This is a genomic window from Chryseobacterium sp. KBW03 (assembly GCF_003852415.1).
In the GTDB taxonomy this organism is placed as follows: Bacteria; Bacteroidota; Bacteroidia; order Flavobacteriales; family Weeksellaceae; genus Chryseobacterium; species Chryseobacterium viscerum.
Genome location: NZ_QAJO01000003.1, coordinates 477,523 through 495,301, shown reverse-complemented (window position 1 = coordinate 495,301; position 17,779 = coordinate 477,523). Strand labels below are relative to the sequence as shown.

General features: G+C 36.7%; 17 protein-coding genes. 3 read left to right on the top strand and 14 right to left on the bottom strand.

Translation table 11 applies throughout. The features are described 5' to 3' along the window. Positions 1-2 precede the first annotated feature (2 nt). Complete coding sequence (locus DBR39_RS06175; RefSeq protein WP_124531427.1) at positions 3-1,403, top strand: serine hydrolase domain-containing protein; 1,401 nt, start codon at positions 3-5, stop codon at positions 1,401-1,403. A gap of 74 nt (positions 1,404-1,477) precedes the next feature. Here DBR39_RS06175 and DBR39_RS06170 read toward each other — a convergent pair whose 3' ends face one another. From DBR39_RS06170 to DBR39_RS06130, 9 genes are all read right to left on the bottom strand, one after another. Continuing rightward, the gene (locus DBR39_RS06170; RefSeq protein WP_124531425.1) at positions 1,478-2,287 is read right to left on the bottom strand and encodes an alpha/beta hydrolase; all 810 of its coding nucleotides are present in this window, start codon (positions 2,285-2,287) and stop codon (positions 1,478-1,480) included. 173 nt (positions 2,288-2,460) lie between these two features. After that, on the bottom strand, positions 2,461-3,036 hold the full coding sequence (locus DBR39_RS06165) for a Crp/Fnr family transcriptional regulator (protein WP_410494249.1): 576 nt from the start codon (positions 3,034-3,036) through the stop codon (positions 2,461-2,463). Positions 3,037-3,080: 44 nt separating this feature from the next. After that, complete coding sequence (locus DBR39_RS06160) at positions 3,081-3,602, bottom strand: GNAT family N-acetyltransferase (RefSeq protein WP_124531423.1); 522 nt, start codon at positions 3,600-3,602, stop codon at positions 3,081-3,083. A gap of 9 nt (positions 3,603-3,611) precedes the next feature. Further along, a complete protein-coding gene (locus DBR39_RS06155) occupies positions 3,612-4,622 on the bottom strand; it encodes a S41 family peptidase (RefSeq protein ID WP_124531421.1) in 1,011 nt (336 codons plus the stop codon). A 69-nt stretch (positions 4,623-4,691) separates the two neighbouring features. Next, positions 4,692-5,486, bottom strand: a complete 795-nt coding sequence (locus DBR39_RS06150) for a helix-turn-helix domain-containing protein (RefSeq protein WP_124531419.1) — start codon at positions 5,484-5,486, stop codon at positions 4,692-4,694. Between the two features lie 63 nt (positions 5,487-5,549). Next, positions 5,550-6,137 carry a nucleosidase gene (locus DBR39_RS06145; RefSeq protein WP_124531417.1) on the bottom strand — a complete coding sequence of 196 codons (588 nt, stop codon included), beginning with the start codon at positions 6,135-6,137 and terminating at the stop codon, positions 5,550-5,552. 102 nt (positions 6,138-6,239) lie between these two features. Next, a complete protein-coding gene (locus DBR39_RS06140; RefSeq protein ID WP_124531415.1) occupies positions 6,240-6,941 on the bottom strand; it encodes a DsbA family oxidoreductase in 702 nt (233 codons plus the stop codon). A 74-nt stretch (positions 6,942-7,015) separates the two neighbouring features. Further along, positions 7,016-8,182 carry an MFS transporter gene (locus DBR39_RS06135; RefSeq protein ID WP_124531413.1) on the bottom strand — a complete coding sequence of 389 codons (1,167 nt, stop codon included), beginning with the start codon at positions 8,180-8,182 and terminating at the stop codon, positions 7,016-7,018. A gap of 2 nt (positions 8,183-8,184) precedes the next feature. Further along, positions 8,185-9,120, bottom strand: coding sequence for an alpha/beta hydrolase (locus DBR39_RS06130; RefSeq protein ID WP_124531411.1), 936 nt, complete (start codon positions 9,118-9,120; stop codon positions 8,185-8,187). A gap of 159 nt (positions 9,121-9,279) precedes the next feature. On the opposite strand from DBR39_RS06130, the gene DBR39_RS06125 reads away from it, so the two are divergent. Then, the gene (locus DBR39_RS06125) at positions 9,280-9,663 is read left to right on the top strand and encodes a winged helix-turn-helix transcriptional regulator (protein ID WP_103235076.1); all 384 of its coding nucleotides are present in this window, start codon (positions 9,280-9,282) and stop codon (positions 9,661-9,663) included. 75 nt (positions 9,664-9,738) lie between these two features. Here DBR39_RS06125 and DBR39_RS06120 read toward each other — a convergent pair whose 3' ends face one another. Beyond that, positions 9,739-10,923: an MFS transporter gene (locus DBR39_RS06120; protein ID WP_124531409.1), complete on the bottom strand. Its 1,185-nt coding sequence runs from the start codon at positions 10,921-10,923 to the stop codon at positions 9,739-9,741. Between the two features lie 257 nt (positions 10,924-11,180). Here DBR39_RS06120 and DBR39_RS06115 point away from each other — a divergent pair, with 257 nt between their 5' ends. Next, on the top strand, positions 11,181-11,912 hold the full coding sequence (locus DBR39_RS06115; protein ID WP_124531407.1) for an MBL fold metallo-hydrolase: 732 nt from the start codon (positions 11,181-11,183) through the stop codon (positions 11,910-11,912). 15 nt (positions 11,913-11,927) lie between these two features. Here DBR39_RS06115 and DBR39_RS06110 read toward each other — a convergent pair whose 3' ends face one another. The 4 genes from DBR39_RS06110 to DBR39_RS06095 form a co-directional block, all read right to left on the bottom strand. After that, complete coding sequence (locus tag DBR39_RS06110; RefSeq protein WP_124531405.1) at positions 11,928-12,269, bottom strand: helix-turn-helix transcriptional regulator; 342 nt, start codon at positions 12,267-12,269, stop codon at positions 11,928-11,930. A gap of 563 nt (positions 12,270-12,832) precedes the next feature. Then, entirely contained in the window at positions 12,833-14,971 is a 2,139-nt protein-coding gene (locus DBR39_RS06105) for a DEAD/DEAH box helicase (RefSeq protein WP_124531403.1), read from the bottom strand. Next, complete coding sequence (locus DBR39_RS06100) at positions 14,968-16,284, bottom strand: ATP-binding protein (RefSeq protein ID WP_124531401.1); 1,317 nt, start codon at positions 16,282-16,284, stop codon at positions 14,968-14,970. Before DBR39_RS06100 ends, DBR39_RS06105 begins: the two co-directional genes overlap by 4 nt. Beyond that, entirely contained in the window at positions 16,277-17,770 is a 1,494-nt protein-coding gene (locus tag DBR39_RS06095) for a tellurite resistance TerB C-terminal domain-containing protein (RefSeq protein ID WP_124531399.1), read from the bottom strand. The genes DBR39_RS06100 and DBR39_RS06095 overlap by 8 nt, the downstream gene beginning before the upstream one ends. Between the last annotated feature and the right edge of the window lie 9 nt (positions 17,771-17,779).

Sequence of the window (17,779 nt, the reverse complement as noted above, 5' to 3'; positions counted from 1 at the left end):
TCATGACAAACTTAATTTCAAGAAAAATAATCAGCCTTCCGCTCGTATTGTTTGCTATCGGTACCTATGCCCAGAATGAAGCCAAAACACTGGACAGCCTTTTTACAGCACTTCATCATCAGAAAAAGTTCAACGGAAATGTACTGGTTGCTGAGAAGGGCAAACCTATCTTCGAAAAGAGCTATGGGATGGCAGATGAAGAAGCCAAGCGCCCGCTCAATCTGCAGAGTACTTTTGAACTTGCTTCTGTATCTAAGCAGTTTACCGCTATGGGTATTGTTCTTTTGCAGAAAGCCGGAAAGCTGAATTATGATGACAAAATATCCAAATATCTTCCTGAACTGGCTTTTTATGATAAAATCACTGTCAGAAATCTTTTGAATCATACCAGCGGACTTCCCGATTATATGGAGTTATTCGAAAAGAATTGGGATAAAAGTAAAATTGCTGTAAATGACGATATCATCAAAGAATTTGCAAAATCTAAACCCGCCCTGGAATTTGAGCCGAATCAACAATTTGAATACAGCAACACAGGATACGCCTTTTTAGCAAGTATCATTGAGAGGGTTTCTAAAAAATCGTTTGGGGAGTTTATGAACCAGAATATTTTCAAACCATTGGATATGAAGCATACATTGGTGTACAGAAGCCGATATCAGCCGCAGACAATCTCCAATTATGCCCTGGGCTATGAAGCAGACAATACTGGAAAAATAGTTCTTTTGGACAGTCATGGAAAACAAAATTACTCGTATTATCTGGATGGAATTGTAGGTGATGGTATGGTAAATTCTACCCTTGAAGATCTTCTGAAATGGGACAGAGCTTTGTATACCGACAAACTGGTGAATGAAAATGATAAGAAGCTGATATTTAATGACGTCACTACCACAAACGGAAAGGCAAGCAACTATGGATTCGGATGGTTTGTTAAAAAGACAACCAAGTATGGAAAAATAGCAAATCATTCCGGAGGCTGGGCCGGTTATACAACCTTTATAGAAAGACATCTTGATCATGATAAGACTTTTATTCTGCTTCAGAATAACAGTACTCCGGAGATAATGATTCCTACTGATGACGTGCGAAAAGTTCTTTATCATGAAAAACTGGGCGTAGAAAATCTCAAAAAAACAACCCCAACAGCAGATCAGTTACAGGCTTATACCGGAGTGTACTCAACTGCTGATTTCCCGATGAAGATAAAAGTATTTGTTCAAAACGGTACTCTTTACGGACAGGCAATGGCGGAAGGACAGAATGCATTTGGACTGGCAGCCTATGAAAATCATATTTTTAAGTTTGATGATGCAGGCATAAAAATGGCTTTTGACCTTGAAAAACGTAAGATGGATTTCAGCCAGGGAGAAGCTTCAAAATACACCTTTTCGAAGGAATAATAATCTATACTAAATCTTATAAACAACAGAACCTCATGCGTGTACATGAGGTTTTATTGTTTTATATACGGTTATTATTTAAAGAATCTGTTAAATAAAGCCAGCTGTTCTGATAATGATCTGCTCCAGTATTCTGTAGTATGTCCTCCTAAAGATTCTGTGTAGAGATGCTGAACCTTCATTTCTGTCAACTTTTTATGAAAATTTCTGTTCATATTGATCATTTGGGTATCTTCTGTGCCACAGTCGAAAATATATTGCTGTCCGGCCCCGGCCATCAGTTTTATTTTGCTGTCTGTAAGAAAATTGGGATTTAAAGATTCCAATGGTCCCAGCACTTTATTCACCATATATTTCTGATAGCCTTCCCCAAACGAATTGAAGTCCAAAGCTCCACATGAACTTCCTACGATGCCGAAAGTCTTATTATAGGTAACTCCAATATTAGTTGCACCATAGCCTCCCATACTCCATCCTAAAATACCCCGAAACTTTTTCTCAGCTTTCACAGGATAATTTTTATCTATAAAATCTACCAGTTCTTTTCCGATAAAAGTTTGATATTGGGAGTCTTTAACGATCGGACTGTCTGCATACCATGAACTGTAGTTTCCATCCGGAAGGACATAGATTGTTTTGTATTCCTGAGCTTTCTGAACCAAGTCCGGAATATCCTGCTTAATAATCCGGTCCGGATTGCCACTAAAACCATGAAGAATATAAACCGACGGATAGGTTGTGTTAGGTTGAAGATCTGGCGTAATGATAACGGTTTTGATCTTTTTATTCATTTTTGGACTGAAAATTTCCTGATGAATAATTTTTTGCGCTGATATCTGAATAAACGCAGTGAGTACAAATACAATGTTGATAAGCTTCTTCATGCTGAAAAATGTTTAATTAATAATAATCATAGAATCAATGGTATTCTTACTTTTTAAAACATATTGCGTACCAATGATCTTATGACAGAGCAAAATTGTCACATAAAAAAGAGAAAAGCCTCAACATATGTTGAAGCTTTTGCTGATTTATTTTTTAATTTAGTTTAGGAATATCAGTGTATTTCCTTTTTTATCCGGCTTAGCTGTGTAGGTGTAATTCCCAGATAAGAAGCAATGTGATGCTGTTTTAACCGGCTGTACAGTGATTCATTTTCAAGCAATTGTACATAACGCTGTTTTGCAGTTTCGTATTTCAGGGAGACTTCCAAAGGTTCTTTTTTCACCACCCAGTTTTTTTCTAAATAGTGCATATGAAAAAGCGCAAGATCATGATACTTTTCGAGCAGTTCCCGATATGCTTTTACAGGATATTTTATAACGGAACAGTCTTCAAGTGCAATAATGTTGAAGTCGCTGGGTTCATTTTTAATAATAGAAGCGGTTGAAGCTACAAAGCTGTTTTCTTCAAAGAAAATTTTATAAATATTATTTCCTTGCTCATCCACCGTGTAATATCCAATCAGTCCGGATCGCAGAAAATAATAATACCTTGCCATAGAGCCTGATTTCAGCAGAACATCGTTTTTATGGTAGTATTCTTCAGTGCAGATATCCAGTAAAGCTTTAACCGTTTCTTCGGATAACGGATAATATTGGTTGATTTGTTTTACAAACTCTGAAATGTTCATTTTGAAATATTTTGTCTTACTGCATTAAACTTAGCATAACCCTTCTAATCCAGCATCTTTTTCATCATCAGATCAGTCTGCTCTTCTTCTCCGAGTTTGAAAATATGCTTGTCAAATTCAACAAATCCATTTTTCCTGTAAAAATTGAACGCTCTTAGATTTTCTTCCCAAACACCCAGCCACAGATAGGCCTTATTAAGGTGCTGAGCCGTCTCTAAAGCTTGTTGATAAAGAAGCTGGCCTACTTTTTTTCCATGGTGGCTTTTCTTTACATAAATCCTTTCAATTTCCAGGCTGGTTTCATCCTGAAGTTCGGTCTGTGTCTTCCCGGAGTTCACTTTCAAATAGCCAACAGGATTGTCCTCTTCCCAGGCAATATAGAAAAAGGAATTGGGGTTATTCAACTCCGATTTTATTTTTTCGGTATTAAAGCTTTCTTCCAGGTACTTTTTCATAGCCTCTTCAGTATTATCTTCTGCAAATGTTTCTGAGAAGGTCTGTATTCCTAAGTTTTGTACAATTTCCAGGTCTTCAGAAGAAGCTTTGTTGATGATAATTGATGACATAGTATGTATTTATTGTTCTAATGTATTAATAAGATTTTTTATTTCAGGTAAGGTTAATTCTGTTTTTGTGCCTGTTGCTAAAATATTTTTCAAAATTTTAAGATGAGCAGCCTTTAAAGCATCTTCGCTTTTCACTTCCTGATCTGGAGTCACTCCTGTATGTTCCCAGTTTTTTTGAGTGGTTAAAGAGGTTATTTTTCCTGTCGGAACAAGCAGCAAATATTGATTTTGAATCATAAAATGATCTACAGGATTGGCTGCACCGCCTGTTTTTTCACCTATTACTTCGGCAAGCTTATATTGCTGTAAAAAATAAGCAAGTCCTTCTCCTGCCGAAAAAGTCTTCTTACTGGTCAGCACATATATTTTTTTGCGAAGATATTTTTGTCCCGAAACCTTAGATTGGGTACTGTTTAAGACCGTTTTTTGATCGTGTCGGAAATACGTGGTATAAAGTTTCGTTTTTTGATCAAAAAAATAGCTGCAGAACAACAGAAACATCCCGTTTTCTCCTCCTCCGTTTTCTCTGAGATCAATAATCAGGGAATTGGTATTCGCCACAAAATTCATGGCAGCAGCTAATGTTTTTTCACTGGCTTCAGGAGAGGCAAAACCTTTATAATTGATGTAGCCAATATTCCCCGGGAGCCGTTGAACAGTTTCAAATCCAAAATTTTCAAGACTATTATGCTCGTTGTTTAATTTCTCTTTTTCTTTCTCACTCATCATCTTTTCAGGCGTGTAATTTTCGAGATATTTAACAAAAAAGTGTTCATCTTTAATCGTTGTTCTCAACTTTTGAGTCAGAAATGCAGCAAAATCTTTTTTATTGAGATGATCAAACGTCCCGTTTTTCAATTCATTCTGAAATAAAGAATCTGCTTTTTTGTAAGCCTCTTTATCAATATAATAGTCTTTTACTTTTTCTGTAATATCAGCAAGTACTGCTGAAGTATCATTTTTCTGGGCATAAGAGAATAAGGAAATATACAGAAAAATGCCTGCGCATAATTTTTTCATTGAAATAAAGATTTAATATTTCAGCAAATGTATTTCAAGGAAATTTGTATGAATTGTAAAAATGGAAACTCAGATAAACAACCAGATATTATTTTGCTCAGTATCTACATGATCAAAGAATTTTCCGGGACTTATTTTGGTGAGCTCTTTGAAATCTTTAATAAGATGAGATTGGTCATAGAATAGGTTTTCGTAGGAAAGTTCAGTAAGATTTCTGGATCTTTTATTAGAAATCAACACCTTACGAAACCGCTGAATTTTCCTGAATTCTGAGGCCGGTTTAGCCAAATACCGCTGCGAAATCTTATTTACATATTGTCTCGTTATTTTATTTTTTGCAGCGATTTCTTCAATGCTCAATTCAGTTTCAAAATCATCCAGTATGGTATAAGCCAGCAATAAATCTCTCTTCCGGAATTTTGAAAGCCAGTAATTCTCCAGCATTTCAATTTGTACCCTTCTGTCAGACTCTTTTAAAATAGCCTTCATGATTTCTTTAAAATCTGAAAGTTGTATTTCCTGTTGCAAATCTTTGTTGTTATCAGCATTAAAAAAATGATAAGCCCCTAGTGGTTTGAAGTAAACAGTGACTTCATTTACTGATTGCTGATAAAGAATTTCAGTGGGAACAGAGCATCTGAATACAACATCAATGACGATATTCTCAGATGGAGACCTGGCAATTTCTACCCATCCTTTATCCTGAATAATAGATACATCCTGACAGGCTGATACGATAAAATAATTGTCCGGAAATGTAAGGTACCTGATCGGCTGATGGTCGTCATCTTTTTCCACAAAATAATATCCTTCAATATATTCTTTAAGAGTAGGGTGTAACGGCTGATAAAAAGTAACTTTCATATGAGCGAAGGGTTGAGCGTAACAATACAAATAGAAAACAAAATCCTGAAAATTTATTCAGGATTATATTGATGAGAACAGTATTTTCTTGAATGCTTCAGAAGCCAGATGTACCTGTACACTCCAATCGTCTGCGGCATCACTTCCGGCATCATCAGAAATGTATTTCAGGCACAGGAAGGGAATATTTTCCTTTTGAGCGATCAATGCCAATGGATAGGCTTCCATATCTACAATATTGTAATCTGTTTCAGAATGGTTCATTTCAAAGCTGTCACCACTTCCGCAAATCCCTTCTTTCAATACGTCCATTTTAAGACCATATTCCAATACAGGCGGCACTCCGGATAGCGGAGTTTCATAAAGTTTGAATCCCAGCCCTCTTACATCCATATCTCTCTGGATGAATTTTGTACAGCAAACGACTTCTCCTTTGTGGAAACCTTTACTTCCGGCAGAACCTAAATTCACGATCAGTTTAGGCTTTTTTGTATGAATTTCTTTGGTTAATTCTATTGCTGCATTTACTTTTCCAATCCCTGTAATCAGTTTATTTTTATCATCAAATACGGTTCCTGCTTCAGAATCTAATGCAAAAACAAAAAGGGTATCATCAATTGAATAATGGGTTTCGTTGTTAATTTTTATCATTGAGAAATTAGATTTATACAGCTATTGATGCTGTATGACAAAGATACGAGACTATATTAAATTAAAAACCCCAAAATAGTTTTATTTTGGGGTTTTGATATCTTAAATACTGCATCCGTCAGCATCGCAGGAAGCTCCACTGTCGCCGGAAAGATCCTTAAAAGGACTCACTGTTTCTTTATACGTCTGCTGAAGTGCATTTTCAAATACCTCTACAGGCTGCGCTCCTGAAACAGCATATTTACCGTTCAGAACAAAAAATGGAACTCCGGAAACACCATTGTTTCTTGCTTCCTGAATATCCTGATTCACTTCATCATCCAATTGATCCGTTGTAACCGCTTCTCTGGCTTCTTCTGTGTCAATTCCTAAACCTTCGGCAAGGGAAACCAGAACTTCCATATCGCCTACATTTTTACCGTTGATAAAATGAGCGATAAATAACGCCTCTTCCATCTCATTGGATTTGTTGTACTTTTTAGCCAAATGAAGCAATTTGTGAGCACTAAAAGTATTAGTGATCAGTGTTTTCCCAAAATCAAAGTCAATTCCGGCATCTTTTCCCATTTGGGTAACCTGACCAAGCATTTGAGTAGCCTGAGCTTCTGGAACACCTTTCTTTTCTCTAAAATACTGAATGGTATCCTGAGTCTTTTGTTGATCTAAAGTAGGATCCAGCTGGAAACTCTTCCACTCTATTTCTACTTTATCCTTGAAAGGAAGTTTACTCAAAGCCTGTTCAAAATTATTTTTTCCGATATAACAAAACGGACACATTACGTCCGACCAGATTTCTATTTTCATTGTATTCAATTTTACATCAAATTAATAGTGCAAAGTTACTACAATTTACCCAATGTAACAAAATTTGTTACAGTTTAATTCTGACACGTGGAAAGCACCTGGTTTCGTTTCTCAACTGCACTTTTTAAAATCATCATCAAAAATGCAAGAAGCCCGAAAACAAAACCTATCCATGGAATATACTCTACTCCTTGTGTCATGATGATCCACCCTCCTATTGTCGTTCCCAGCGTTACTCCCAAATTTCCAAATGATGTGGCAAGGCTGTTGGCAAATTCCAGTGAATCTGGTGCAGAAAAGATCATATAGGTAGAGGCATTCAAAAAGCTGGGTGAATACAAGAACCCCCAAATTCCGATCACTGCAATGGTTGCAAATAAATTTCCATCAGAAAAATATAAAAGTACAGGCACTAAAATGGTTCCCGAAAGAAAAAAAGCAGTAGTTCTTGCGACGTTCTTATTGAGCATTTTACCAGCTACACCATTCGCAATGATTCCTATACCACCAAAGAGAAGCAGCATGTAGCTTATCATTGAAGTATCCATTCCTTTGGCTTTGTTCAGATAATCGGCAAAATAACTGTAGGTAGAAAACCATGCCGTAATCATGAAAAAATTAGTCAGAGTACTCAGAATAAATGGAGGATGCTTCAATATTCTGACCTGGTTTCCGTACGATTTTTTCTCTTTCACCGGTATTGAGGGAAGAAGAAAATAAATACTCATTAAAGCAATCAAACTTACAGCAGCTTGTATCATAAATGAATATTCCCAGGACCAAAGCCCGGCTATCCATGTTGCAAAAGGAACTGTAGTGACCATGGCAATAGCGACTCCATTAAAAACAATCCCCATCAGTTCATTCTTTTTCCGTTCATCTGCCTGAGATACCGCCACTGACAAAGCGGTTGCAATATATACAGGCTGCAGGAATGCCGGTAAAATCCTCACCAGCATCAGCAGCCATAAAGGAGGTGAAAAAGAGGAAACAATTCCTGTAACCAGAAACATGAAAATGGCTGTAAGCATTATCTTTTTACGGTCAATTCCTGACGTAAGTAAAGTCATAAAAGGTCCTGTAAGAGCAATAATTAATGCAAAAGCACTCAGCAGGTATCCTGCCTTGTCAATACTGATCTTATAATGTTCTGCAATTTGCGGGAGAATTCCGATGACTCCAAATTCTGTAGTAATAACTGCTATAAATCCCAGACATCCAATATATGCGTATTTTTTCATTGTTACTGTTCTCTGTCGGATTCAAAATGATGTGTGGCAAAAGCTGCCATTTCATCTACTGCTGATTGTACTTCCTCCAAAAGTTCTCCCATATGCATAAACCCATGAACCATATCTTTGTAAAGACTTGTTGTAAGCGTAACACCTGCATTTTCCATATTCAGGGAAAGCGTTTTGCCATCATCTAAAAGTGGATCATGCTCTGCCAGAATCACTAAAGTAGGCGGCGTTTCTTTAAAATCTTTAATCAACACAGGGATTGCCAAAGGATTATCTTTTTCTTCTTTTGGAAGATACCATTCCCAGGCTTCTATTCCGCCTTGTTTATTAAGAACCGGCCCATTTTCATAAGCTTCCCATGATTTTGAGTTCAACTGATTGTCAGCTGCAGGATAAATCAATACCTGAAACCTGAACTGTCCTCCTATCTGCGTGGAAACGGCTGTTGACAAGGCTCCTCCGGCACTATCTCCTATGATTCCAATTTTATCAGGATCAATTCCTAAAGATTCTGCGTTGTCGACCGCCCATTGTATTCCGTCAATACAGTCATTTAAACCTGCAGGAAAAGGATGCTCGGGAGCAAGACGGTAATCTATAAATATAATCACAGAACCCGTCTTATTGGCAAGTTTACGGACTACAGCATCGTGAGTTTCGTATCCTCCTGCTATAAACCAACCTCCATGAATATAAATAATAGCTGATGACTTCTCTGTTTTTGTTCCATTAGGACGGTAAATCCGAATAGGAATCTGATGGTCTTCCTGCTGAATATTCAATTCTTCGATCATTGCTACCGGTTCTTTTTTACCGTTAAGCTGGAAACACATTGCTTCAAGATATTTACGGACTCCATCTAAAGAATTTTGTGGATTGAACGGCTGTATTGTTTCTAAATGATTTAAAATCTGTGTTATTTTAGGAGTTAATTGCATTTTAATTTTGATTTAAGTTATTATTATGTCTGCAGGGAACATGAGCGCTATTGTTCATTACTGCTGTATATTTTCTATTTTAAACAACAAAATTAAATCTCAAACCTTACATTTGCACTGTATACAGCTAAATGTATGGTACTAACAAATTTGTAAGTAATGGGTAAAATAAAAGAGAATTCAACGAATAATATCAACCGGCAATATATACAGGGATGTGATTTGAGTTATGCAGTATGTAGAATCGGGGGACGATGGAAGCTGATTATTTTAAACAAGTTAAAAGACGGGAAATTGCGCTTCAGTGAGCTTAGAAATTCTATTTCAGGAATAACGGAAAGAATGCTTACCCTTCAGCTGAGAGAGCTGGAAAAAGAAAGCTTAGTAACGAGAACAGTTCATGCAGAAGTTCCGCCAAGGGTAGATTACGAATTGACAGCTATAGCCAGAGAGCTGATTCCCATATGGAAACAGCTTGATGAATGGGGAGGAAGACACAGAGAATTGATGCAGGCGCAGGAAGAAGCCGGAGAATTAAAATAAAAAAGTTTCGGGGATTTTATCTGCGATAAAATCCCCGAAACTTAAAAGAATCAGAAATGTAAAACAAATTCTGATTTATGCTTTATTAACTCTTTTACAAAATAATATATGTGCGATCAGAGCTAATATTCCAAATACAGTTCCCACAAGGCATACTCCACTCCATTGAGCTTTTTGCCATGCAATAGAAGCCAGCCAGGTTCCCAATGATCCGCCAATGAAATAGGAAACCATATACACCGTATTCAACCTGTTTACAGCATTCGATTTAATCAGAAAATAATTGGTCTGGTTCATAATATGGCTCGATTGTACTCCCAGATCAACAAGAATAACTCCTACAATCAGTCCCCAATAGGTTTCTCCTGCAAAATAGGTAAAGCCCCAGCTTCCTATGATAATCAGTAAAGAATACAATATAATTCGGTTAATATCCAGGTACTTTTGAAGTTTCCCCACCTTTGCCGCCGCTAAAGCGCCTACCGCTCCTGCCAGCCCAAAGCTTCCCACAACGGAAGATCCCGCATTGAAAGGCGGTTTTTCCATATGGAAAACCAATGTTGTAAACAATGCACACATAGACCCGAATGCCATTGCTCCACGGAACGATGCCAGCTGAAGAATAGGCTGTGTTCTGGCAAGATGGGCAACAGAACGCATCAGTTCTTTGTAGCTCCCTTTAAAATTAGGTGACAGCTCAGGAAGCATTTTATATACAGCCAGCCACACCAGGATCATCAGCCCTGCTGCAATACCAAACATCGCTCTCCATCCCCATACTTCTCCTACAATTCCTCCTACAAAACGGGAAAGAAGAATTCCCAGTAACAATCCGGACATCACCAATCCGATATTGGATGATTTTTCTTTATCTGAAGAAAGTTCTGCGGCAATAGGAACAAAAAGCTGTGGAATAACCGAGGTAGCTCCAATCAATAAACTGGCTGCATACAACATCCATAACTGAGTGGCAAAAGTCATCCATAAGAGCGATCCAAAAACCAGAAACAGGTCTATTAAAATTAATCTCTTCCGGAAAAACTTATCTCCTAATGGAACAATCAGCAACAGTCCCAATGCATACCCTATCTGAGTAAGCACCGATATTTTGCTGGCAGCACTTTCAGAAACCTTAAAATCTTCCGAAATAAGCGCCAACAAGGGCTGGTTATAATAATTGTTGGCTACTACAAGCCCTGAAATAATAGCCATCAGCCAGATGACAGTCCGGGAAATACCTTGGGAAGAATTCTCCTGCATTATGTTACAATTTTATTTGAATCAATAGAAAGTGATCTGACATTTGATCATCATGTAGACTGTCAGATTTTTGAGACCTCAAAGATAATCATTAAAAAAAGAAAATTTCGGTACCCTGACTTTACATTTTTATGAATGATACAGGATTTTTTGATAAATACAATAGTCTCAGTATACTGCTGTATGATTGTTTTTATTGATGATATATATCGATGAAAAACCTTTTGAATATTAGAAATATTAAGGAAATTTGCATCATGAAAATCATTCCGCTCAAAGAAGGCAATTTTTCGGCTAGCAAATCCAAAGACTTCACTCTTTTAACAGAAGAAAATTTTGATAAAATTGGAGGAATCAAAATGTCTGTTCAGCCGTTTCTTATCATTACAGAAAATGATTATATCCTTCTGGATGCAGGGATTGGCTGGAAAAATGAGTCCGGAAAAACGGTGGTCTCAGAAATTCTGGAAAGAGAAAATATCCGTCCTGAACAAATTACAAAACTATTGTTATCTCACCTTCATAAAGATCATATTGAAGGAGCTGTGAAGCTTACAGAGAGTGGTTTTGAAGCAACTTTTCCGAATGCACAGATCTATATCCAGAAACGAGAGCTGGATTTTGCGATGGAAAAAAAAGGCAATCCTTCTTTTGATTTTGATATGCTGGAAAAACTGATTCAGCTTCCCAATATCACCTGGATGAATGAAGATAAAGGACAAATCACGGATGAAATTTCCTATGAAGTGGTGGGCGGGCATACTCCTTTTATGCAGGTTTTCTGGATCAGGGAAAATGAAGAAACCGTTTTTTACGGGGCCGATGATCTTCCCCAGGCTTCTTATCTAAAATATCATTTAGCGTATAAAAGTGATTTCGATGGCAGAAAAGCCATGGAATTACGACTTCAATGGGAAAAAGAAGCCAGAGAAAACAATTGGAAAATTCTTCTTTATCACGATCTGGATAAAGCGATTCTGGACTTTTAAATCAGAAAAAATGGTTTAAATTTCATTAAACCATTTGTAGATATCAAATTCAGAAGCGATATTGAGTTTTTTTCTGATCCTGTTTTTCCTGTTTTGTATAGCTTTTGGGGTAACAAAGATACAGGTTGCAATTTCTTTTGTTGTCATATTCAGCTTCAGGTAAATACAAAAGATCAGTTCAGAATTTTTAAGGCTGGGCTGTATAGCAGATAATTTTTTAAAAAAATCGGGATATACCAATCTGAATTTATTCAGTAAACGAGGCGAATTGGCTTTGGCTAGTGCCACTATTTCGTCCTGTACACGAATTTTCTGGTCCAAATCCTCCAAGTTAGTTTCAGGTTTTCTATTTTTCATAATACTTTTTCATCTCTACTTATTTTAGATGCAGTATATTTTGTGCATCAGGATAAAGTCTTTTTCTCCAATCAATCTGTTTCCTGATAATTTAATATCAAAACAAAAAGATTTCTATGTATTCATAAATGCAATATAACTTAATGATTTACAACACCTATTTATTTAAAAAAAAAGGTTAATGCAGAAAATCACATGTATGAATTTCGTTTTAATTTTATATAGACAAAGAAAGAAAAAATGATTAAAATTTTGTTAAAACTGTATACCACATAGATACCACGTTACACCGTAAACAAAATATCATAACGGCTTTTATCAGCCTGTTTCCAATTATCCGCTTTGCTATTTTAATTATTGTAAATGTAAAGGCTTCCTAGGTTTACTTTTTATGATCTCGATCAATGTTTTGGGCTTAATAGAAACATATTGGTGACCAATAAATAGAAATGGATAAGTAAGAATAGTAAAACAGACGAAAAAGGATTCTTTAAAAGAAAAAAGAGGCTGTCTCAAAAACCAAATTATTTGGCTTTTGAGACAATTTCTTTCCAATATCATTATTAATTGTTTTCTATAAGTTTCAAATCTTTGAGGTAAGCATTACAGCCTTCAAAATCGAAATACTTTTCCTTCAAAACTTTTACCTGATAGTTTACAGGAAGATATTTCCCCCACTTAGAAAAGTCGATAATTTGGGGACTGTTTTCTAATAAATCGGTCAGAATTTCATCTATATTCTGATCTATATCAGAACGGGCTAAGGCTGTTTTTAACTCTTCTGCGGTATGGTCTTCTATTTCAAAGGAGCTGTTTTTATCATCCAGTGTAGTTTCTATCTTCAACCCATCCAATAGTAATTTTAAGGTTCGGTTGATTTTTGAACTTGTAAAAGAATAGAAAGTCAGTTTTTCATTATGATCCAACAATGGTCTCTCTTTTTTGAAATCATTGATGGTAAACGAAGAAAATTCACTTCGCAAAAGAAGAATGATTTGTTGTGCAGCCTCGTCCAGAAAGCTGTATTGTTCTTTTGACATAAGAATCTCAAGCATCTTTTCCCTGATCTGATAAGCAGTATCTGCAGCATCTCCAGAAAACTTAGGCTTTTTTCCATCTTTGGCAGGAAGCACTTCTATTTTTTTCGTTTGATAATCAATATCCTTTATGCTCCATATTTTAGCAGAGAGATAAATATTTTCATTCTCTCTTATCTGTGGTAATAAAGGCAGTTCTCCGATTTTCACTCCACCGCTAGAAACTTTAAAAAATACAGGCGTATCGAAAAGGCTATAAAAATCTTTATTGTTCACCACTTCCTCTCCTTCCATTCCAATGATCAGTTCATGACCTAATTTTTCAAAAAAATCAATACTTGTGAGATACCTGATTACGTCTTCTGTCTCTTCATGACTGATATTTGAAAATGTTGAATTTCCAGCAATTTCATCCAGAAGCTGAGTCGTAGAAATCCCTGAAGCCCCCTTCACAATAGACAAAAGCTGGTGAACCAACACATCATAAGGTTTTTTGTTTACAGAGACAGGTTCTATGTATTGTTCCTGATAGAGCATCCAGCAGGCTAAAGACTGCAATAAGCTCCAAGGTTCTGTAGCATAGAGAAACAGATTGCTGGCTTTCCCCTCTCTTCTCCCGCTTCTTCCTACTCTCTGAATTAAAGAAGCAATACTGTGAGTAGCATCAATCTGTACCACATCATCTACATTCCCAATATCAATTCCCAGTTCCAGCGTTGAAGTACAGGAAATACAGAAGTTCTGTAACGTTGAATTTTTAGCAAAAAACTCAACATATTCACGGACTTCCTTGTCCACAGAAGAATGATGTGAAAAATAATTCTTGTGACCGCCTACTTTCTCTGAAATCTGCTTCAGCTTCACTGCTACTTCTTCCACTCTTCCACGGGCATTTGGAAATATTAAAACTTTACGATCTCTGGTCCTGATGTACAGGTCTTTTAATAAGGGTAATGGCAGTTCTTCAACAGATCCTGCAAAATATTTAAATAAGACATTAATGGGCTTGGGAGTGGTGTCTCTGATGACTTTTGTATGGTCTGTATCTCCAAGAAATTCTTTCAGTTCAATGTATTGATTCGTGTCACTTACGGTAGCCGAAAGTCCTACAATACTGAATTTCTTGATGTTGATCTTTTGAAGGCGGTTCAGCAAGGACTGCAGATGAGTTCCCCTGTCGGAGCCTAAAAAAGAATGAATTTCATCAATAACAACGTATTCCAGAGTAGAAAACAGATGGCGTAGATTATAAGGTTTATTCACAAACATGGCTTCCAGAGACTCCGGAGTGATGAGAACAATGCCTTCCGGACTTTTCAGAAGGCGGTCTTTGGCACCTTTAGAAGCTTCGCCATGCCATTTCGTAACAGGAACATCCAGATATTCACAAAGGCTTTCCACCCGAAGAAACTGATCGTTGATCAAAGCAATCAGAGGTGAAATATAGAGAACTTTTACGCCCGGTTCTTTAAAATTAACCTTGGATAAAATAGGCAGAAAAGCAGCCTCAGTTTTCCCTGAAGCTGTTCTGGATATTAAAATATAATTGTTGTCAGTAGAAATAATTCTTTGGATAGAAGCCTCCTGAATAGGTCTCAGGCTCTCCCATTTTTTATCCCGGATATATTTTCTGATGGGTTCGGAAAGCAGACTGAAGGCTGTCATAATTCTTCAATACTGTCTAACAGAATAAGATCACTCGGTCTTTCGTCTGCAATTTCAATTTCCCCGAAAAGCCTTCTTTTATCCACTTCCGGATTTTGTCTGATGATATTAAGGATATTCAAAAAGTCTCTGATCACTTCTCTTGGGGTCAGGAATTCTGCGGCACCAGGTTTGTTGAAAATTTCTTCCATAAAAGCAGAAATTTCTTCATCTGTAATATTCAGTTCTGTTTTATAATTAAAATCAAAGATGAGTTTCAGTTTTTTGAGCAGCACAAAAATCTCATTATGATTCAAAGGCATCAGTTTGATCACAGGCTGTGCAAAATCACGAAGCTCAGAAGTTTCAAATTTATTGGATTCTAATCTTGTTTTCAAAGCCTGATAGCTGAAAAGTCCTCTCCTTTCATTTTCCAGAAATTCTTTTGTCCCGGCAAAATTGATGAAAAGATTGGCCACTTTCCCTTGGAAACAGTCATTATAAATAGATAATATTTTTTCATAGTTTTTATCACGGGTAGCCGTAACAGAGATCTTATACAGATTGATGGCTTCATCCAGATTGATCATAAAACCGCTGTAGCCCATGCTTACAAAAAGCTTACAGAAGTTTTTAAGCATATCATAATAATTAGAGTCATTGATAATCTCCCTGATTCCGAGGTCTTGTCTGGCTTCTGTTTTCGTGCTGTATTCGCCTTTCAGCCACTTTAACGCATTTCTGCGCAATAGTTCATCTCCCTTGATATAGCCTTCATAGTATTTTACAATAGCAGACCCGAAATCAAAACCGCCAACTTCTGTAATCTCGTTTACCGTTTTCATAATAGAATTCTGAATCAGTGTGAGATACTGATCATTTCGGATGTCCATCAGAGAGATATGGTTTTCCTCTGCTGTTTTTACAATCACCTGCTCAATCCATTTTTCAAGTAAAGTCTGCAAAGCTCCGCCCTCCGGCTTCGTCTGGATCGCAATATTATCCATAATGGCAGAATATAGGATCACACTTTTCCCGTCATTGGAATAAAGCCTGTTATCCGGTGTAAAATCGGCATTGGCGACCACAAATTTCTGTTTTAAAGCCACAGTATTTAAAAGATGAAGCATAAAAGACTTTCCGCTTCCGAAATCTCCGATCCAGAATTTTACAAGACTGAGACCGTTTTTGACGTCTTCCAGAGAGCTGATAAAAGCATGTGTTTCTTCAGATCTTCCTACCGTAATATGTTGTACTCCTATTTTCGGAACGACTCCGCTTACCAGTGAATTGATAATGGAAGTCGCTTCTTTAGGTTTAATATTGTCAATCATTTTTTAAAAGTTTTTGGTAATAATTTGTGTTAATAATAAAATATTCATCTTCTTCCTCGATGAGAATGTCATCAAGGGTCTCAAAACAGCATTCATTAATAGAATCTATGGTAGAGCCCATAAACAGGCCTTTTGTTTTAATAAAATCCTGAAGATCTTCCTGAAGTATATTGAAGCTGTGTTTTTCAAATAAGTCAAGGATGTCCTTTTGAATATCTGTTAAATGAAGCTCATCACTATATTTGGAAGTTTGAAATTCCGTAACCTGCTGTGCCATAGTTATTGTTAACGCTTTCGGATCTGCTGTTTCTGCCGTTTTTAAGGAGGTAACTTCTTCTTCACTTTCGTCATTCAGAATCTGTCCTAAAATAGTTGCCGTTTCGGAATGCTGTGCCTGGATATTTTTGATGGCTTCATGATCAATCGTAATTCTCTTTCTTTTGGGAAGATAAAGATGATTGGCTTTTTCAAGGGCTAGATTAAGGTTTCTGCCGGCAATAAATTCATTCAGGATATTTTCAAAATCAGAAATCAGTTGTTCTGTTGGAAACAGATTTTTCTGGATATTTCTGGGGAAATCTCTTTTGTCAAATTTGGGAGAGTTCAGATCCTTTTCCAGATAATGAATATAAAGCCTTAATGCCGAACTTTTATCGTGTTCCGCTACAAATTTTGAAGCTTCAAAAAACAGAGCATCCACAGACGGATTTTTAACATTGACCTCAGAAAGTCTGAAAATTTCCCTTTCAAATGCCAATGGATTGGAATAATCATCCCTGATCAGATCAAATTTTGTCTTCCAGCGGTTGGTATTATTCTCATTGAGAATAATATTGGTTTTATAATCGGCATCAAGTATCTGATGATGGTTTTCTGCCAGGAAAATATCAAGCTTTGAAACAATCTTTTTATTGTACTGGTGAAGAATATCCGGATCGTTATAATTAAAATCAGTATTGATTTTCCTTTTAATACCATACACTTCACGGACCGTATTTTCACATAATTTCAAAATATGATTGAAAATTTCTGTTTGTACAGACTGATAGGTGTAATTGTAATTCAGGCTGTCTTTTTTATAGTTATACCGGAGGCAGACAATGATCTCCGAAAGCTCATCAATGACGGTCGGATAGGATTTGTTAACGGGAATACATTTCTGGTAAAGGTATTCAATAGACCTCAAGAATTGCTTTATGATCTGTATTTTACAATAGTCAATCTCATTGAAAACATTTCCGGCAAAAGACATTCTATCCAGCATGGCTGACTGGTCTTCAGTAAGGCTGAGTTTTCTGCTGTATTTTTTTCCTATTTTCCAGGAATCCGGATCATAAGATCTGTTCTGGCCCTCAGGAGAGTTCCCGGAAGCAGATTCAGTCCCAAAATCAATTGGGCTGTCCGATTGTCCGGAAACATCAATAATAAAAGAATCTGTATCGGATGAAAATTGATTGTTCGGCATAATATCATCAGGGGTTATCATTATGAAATA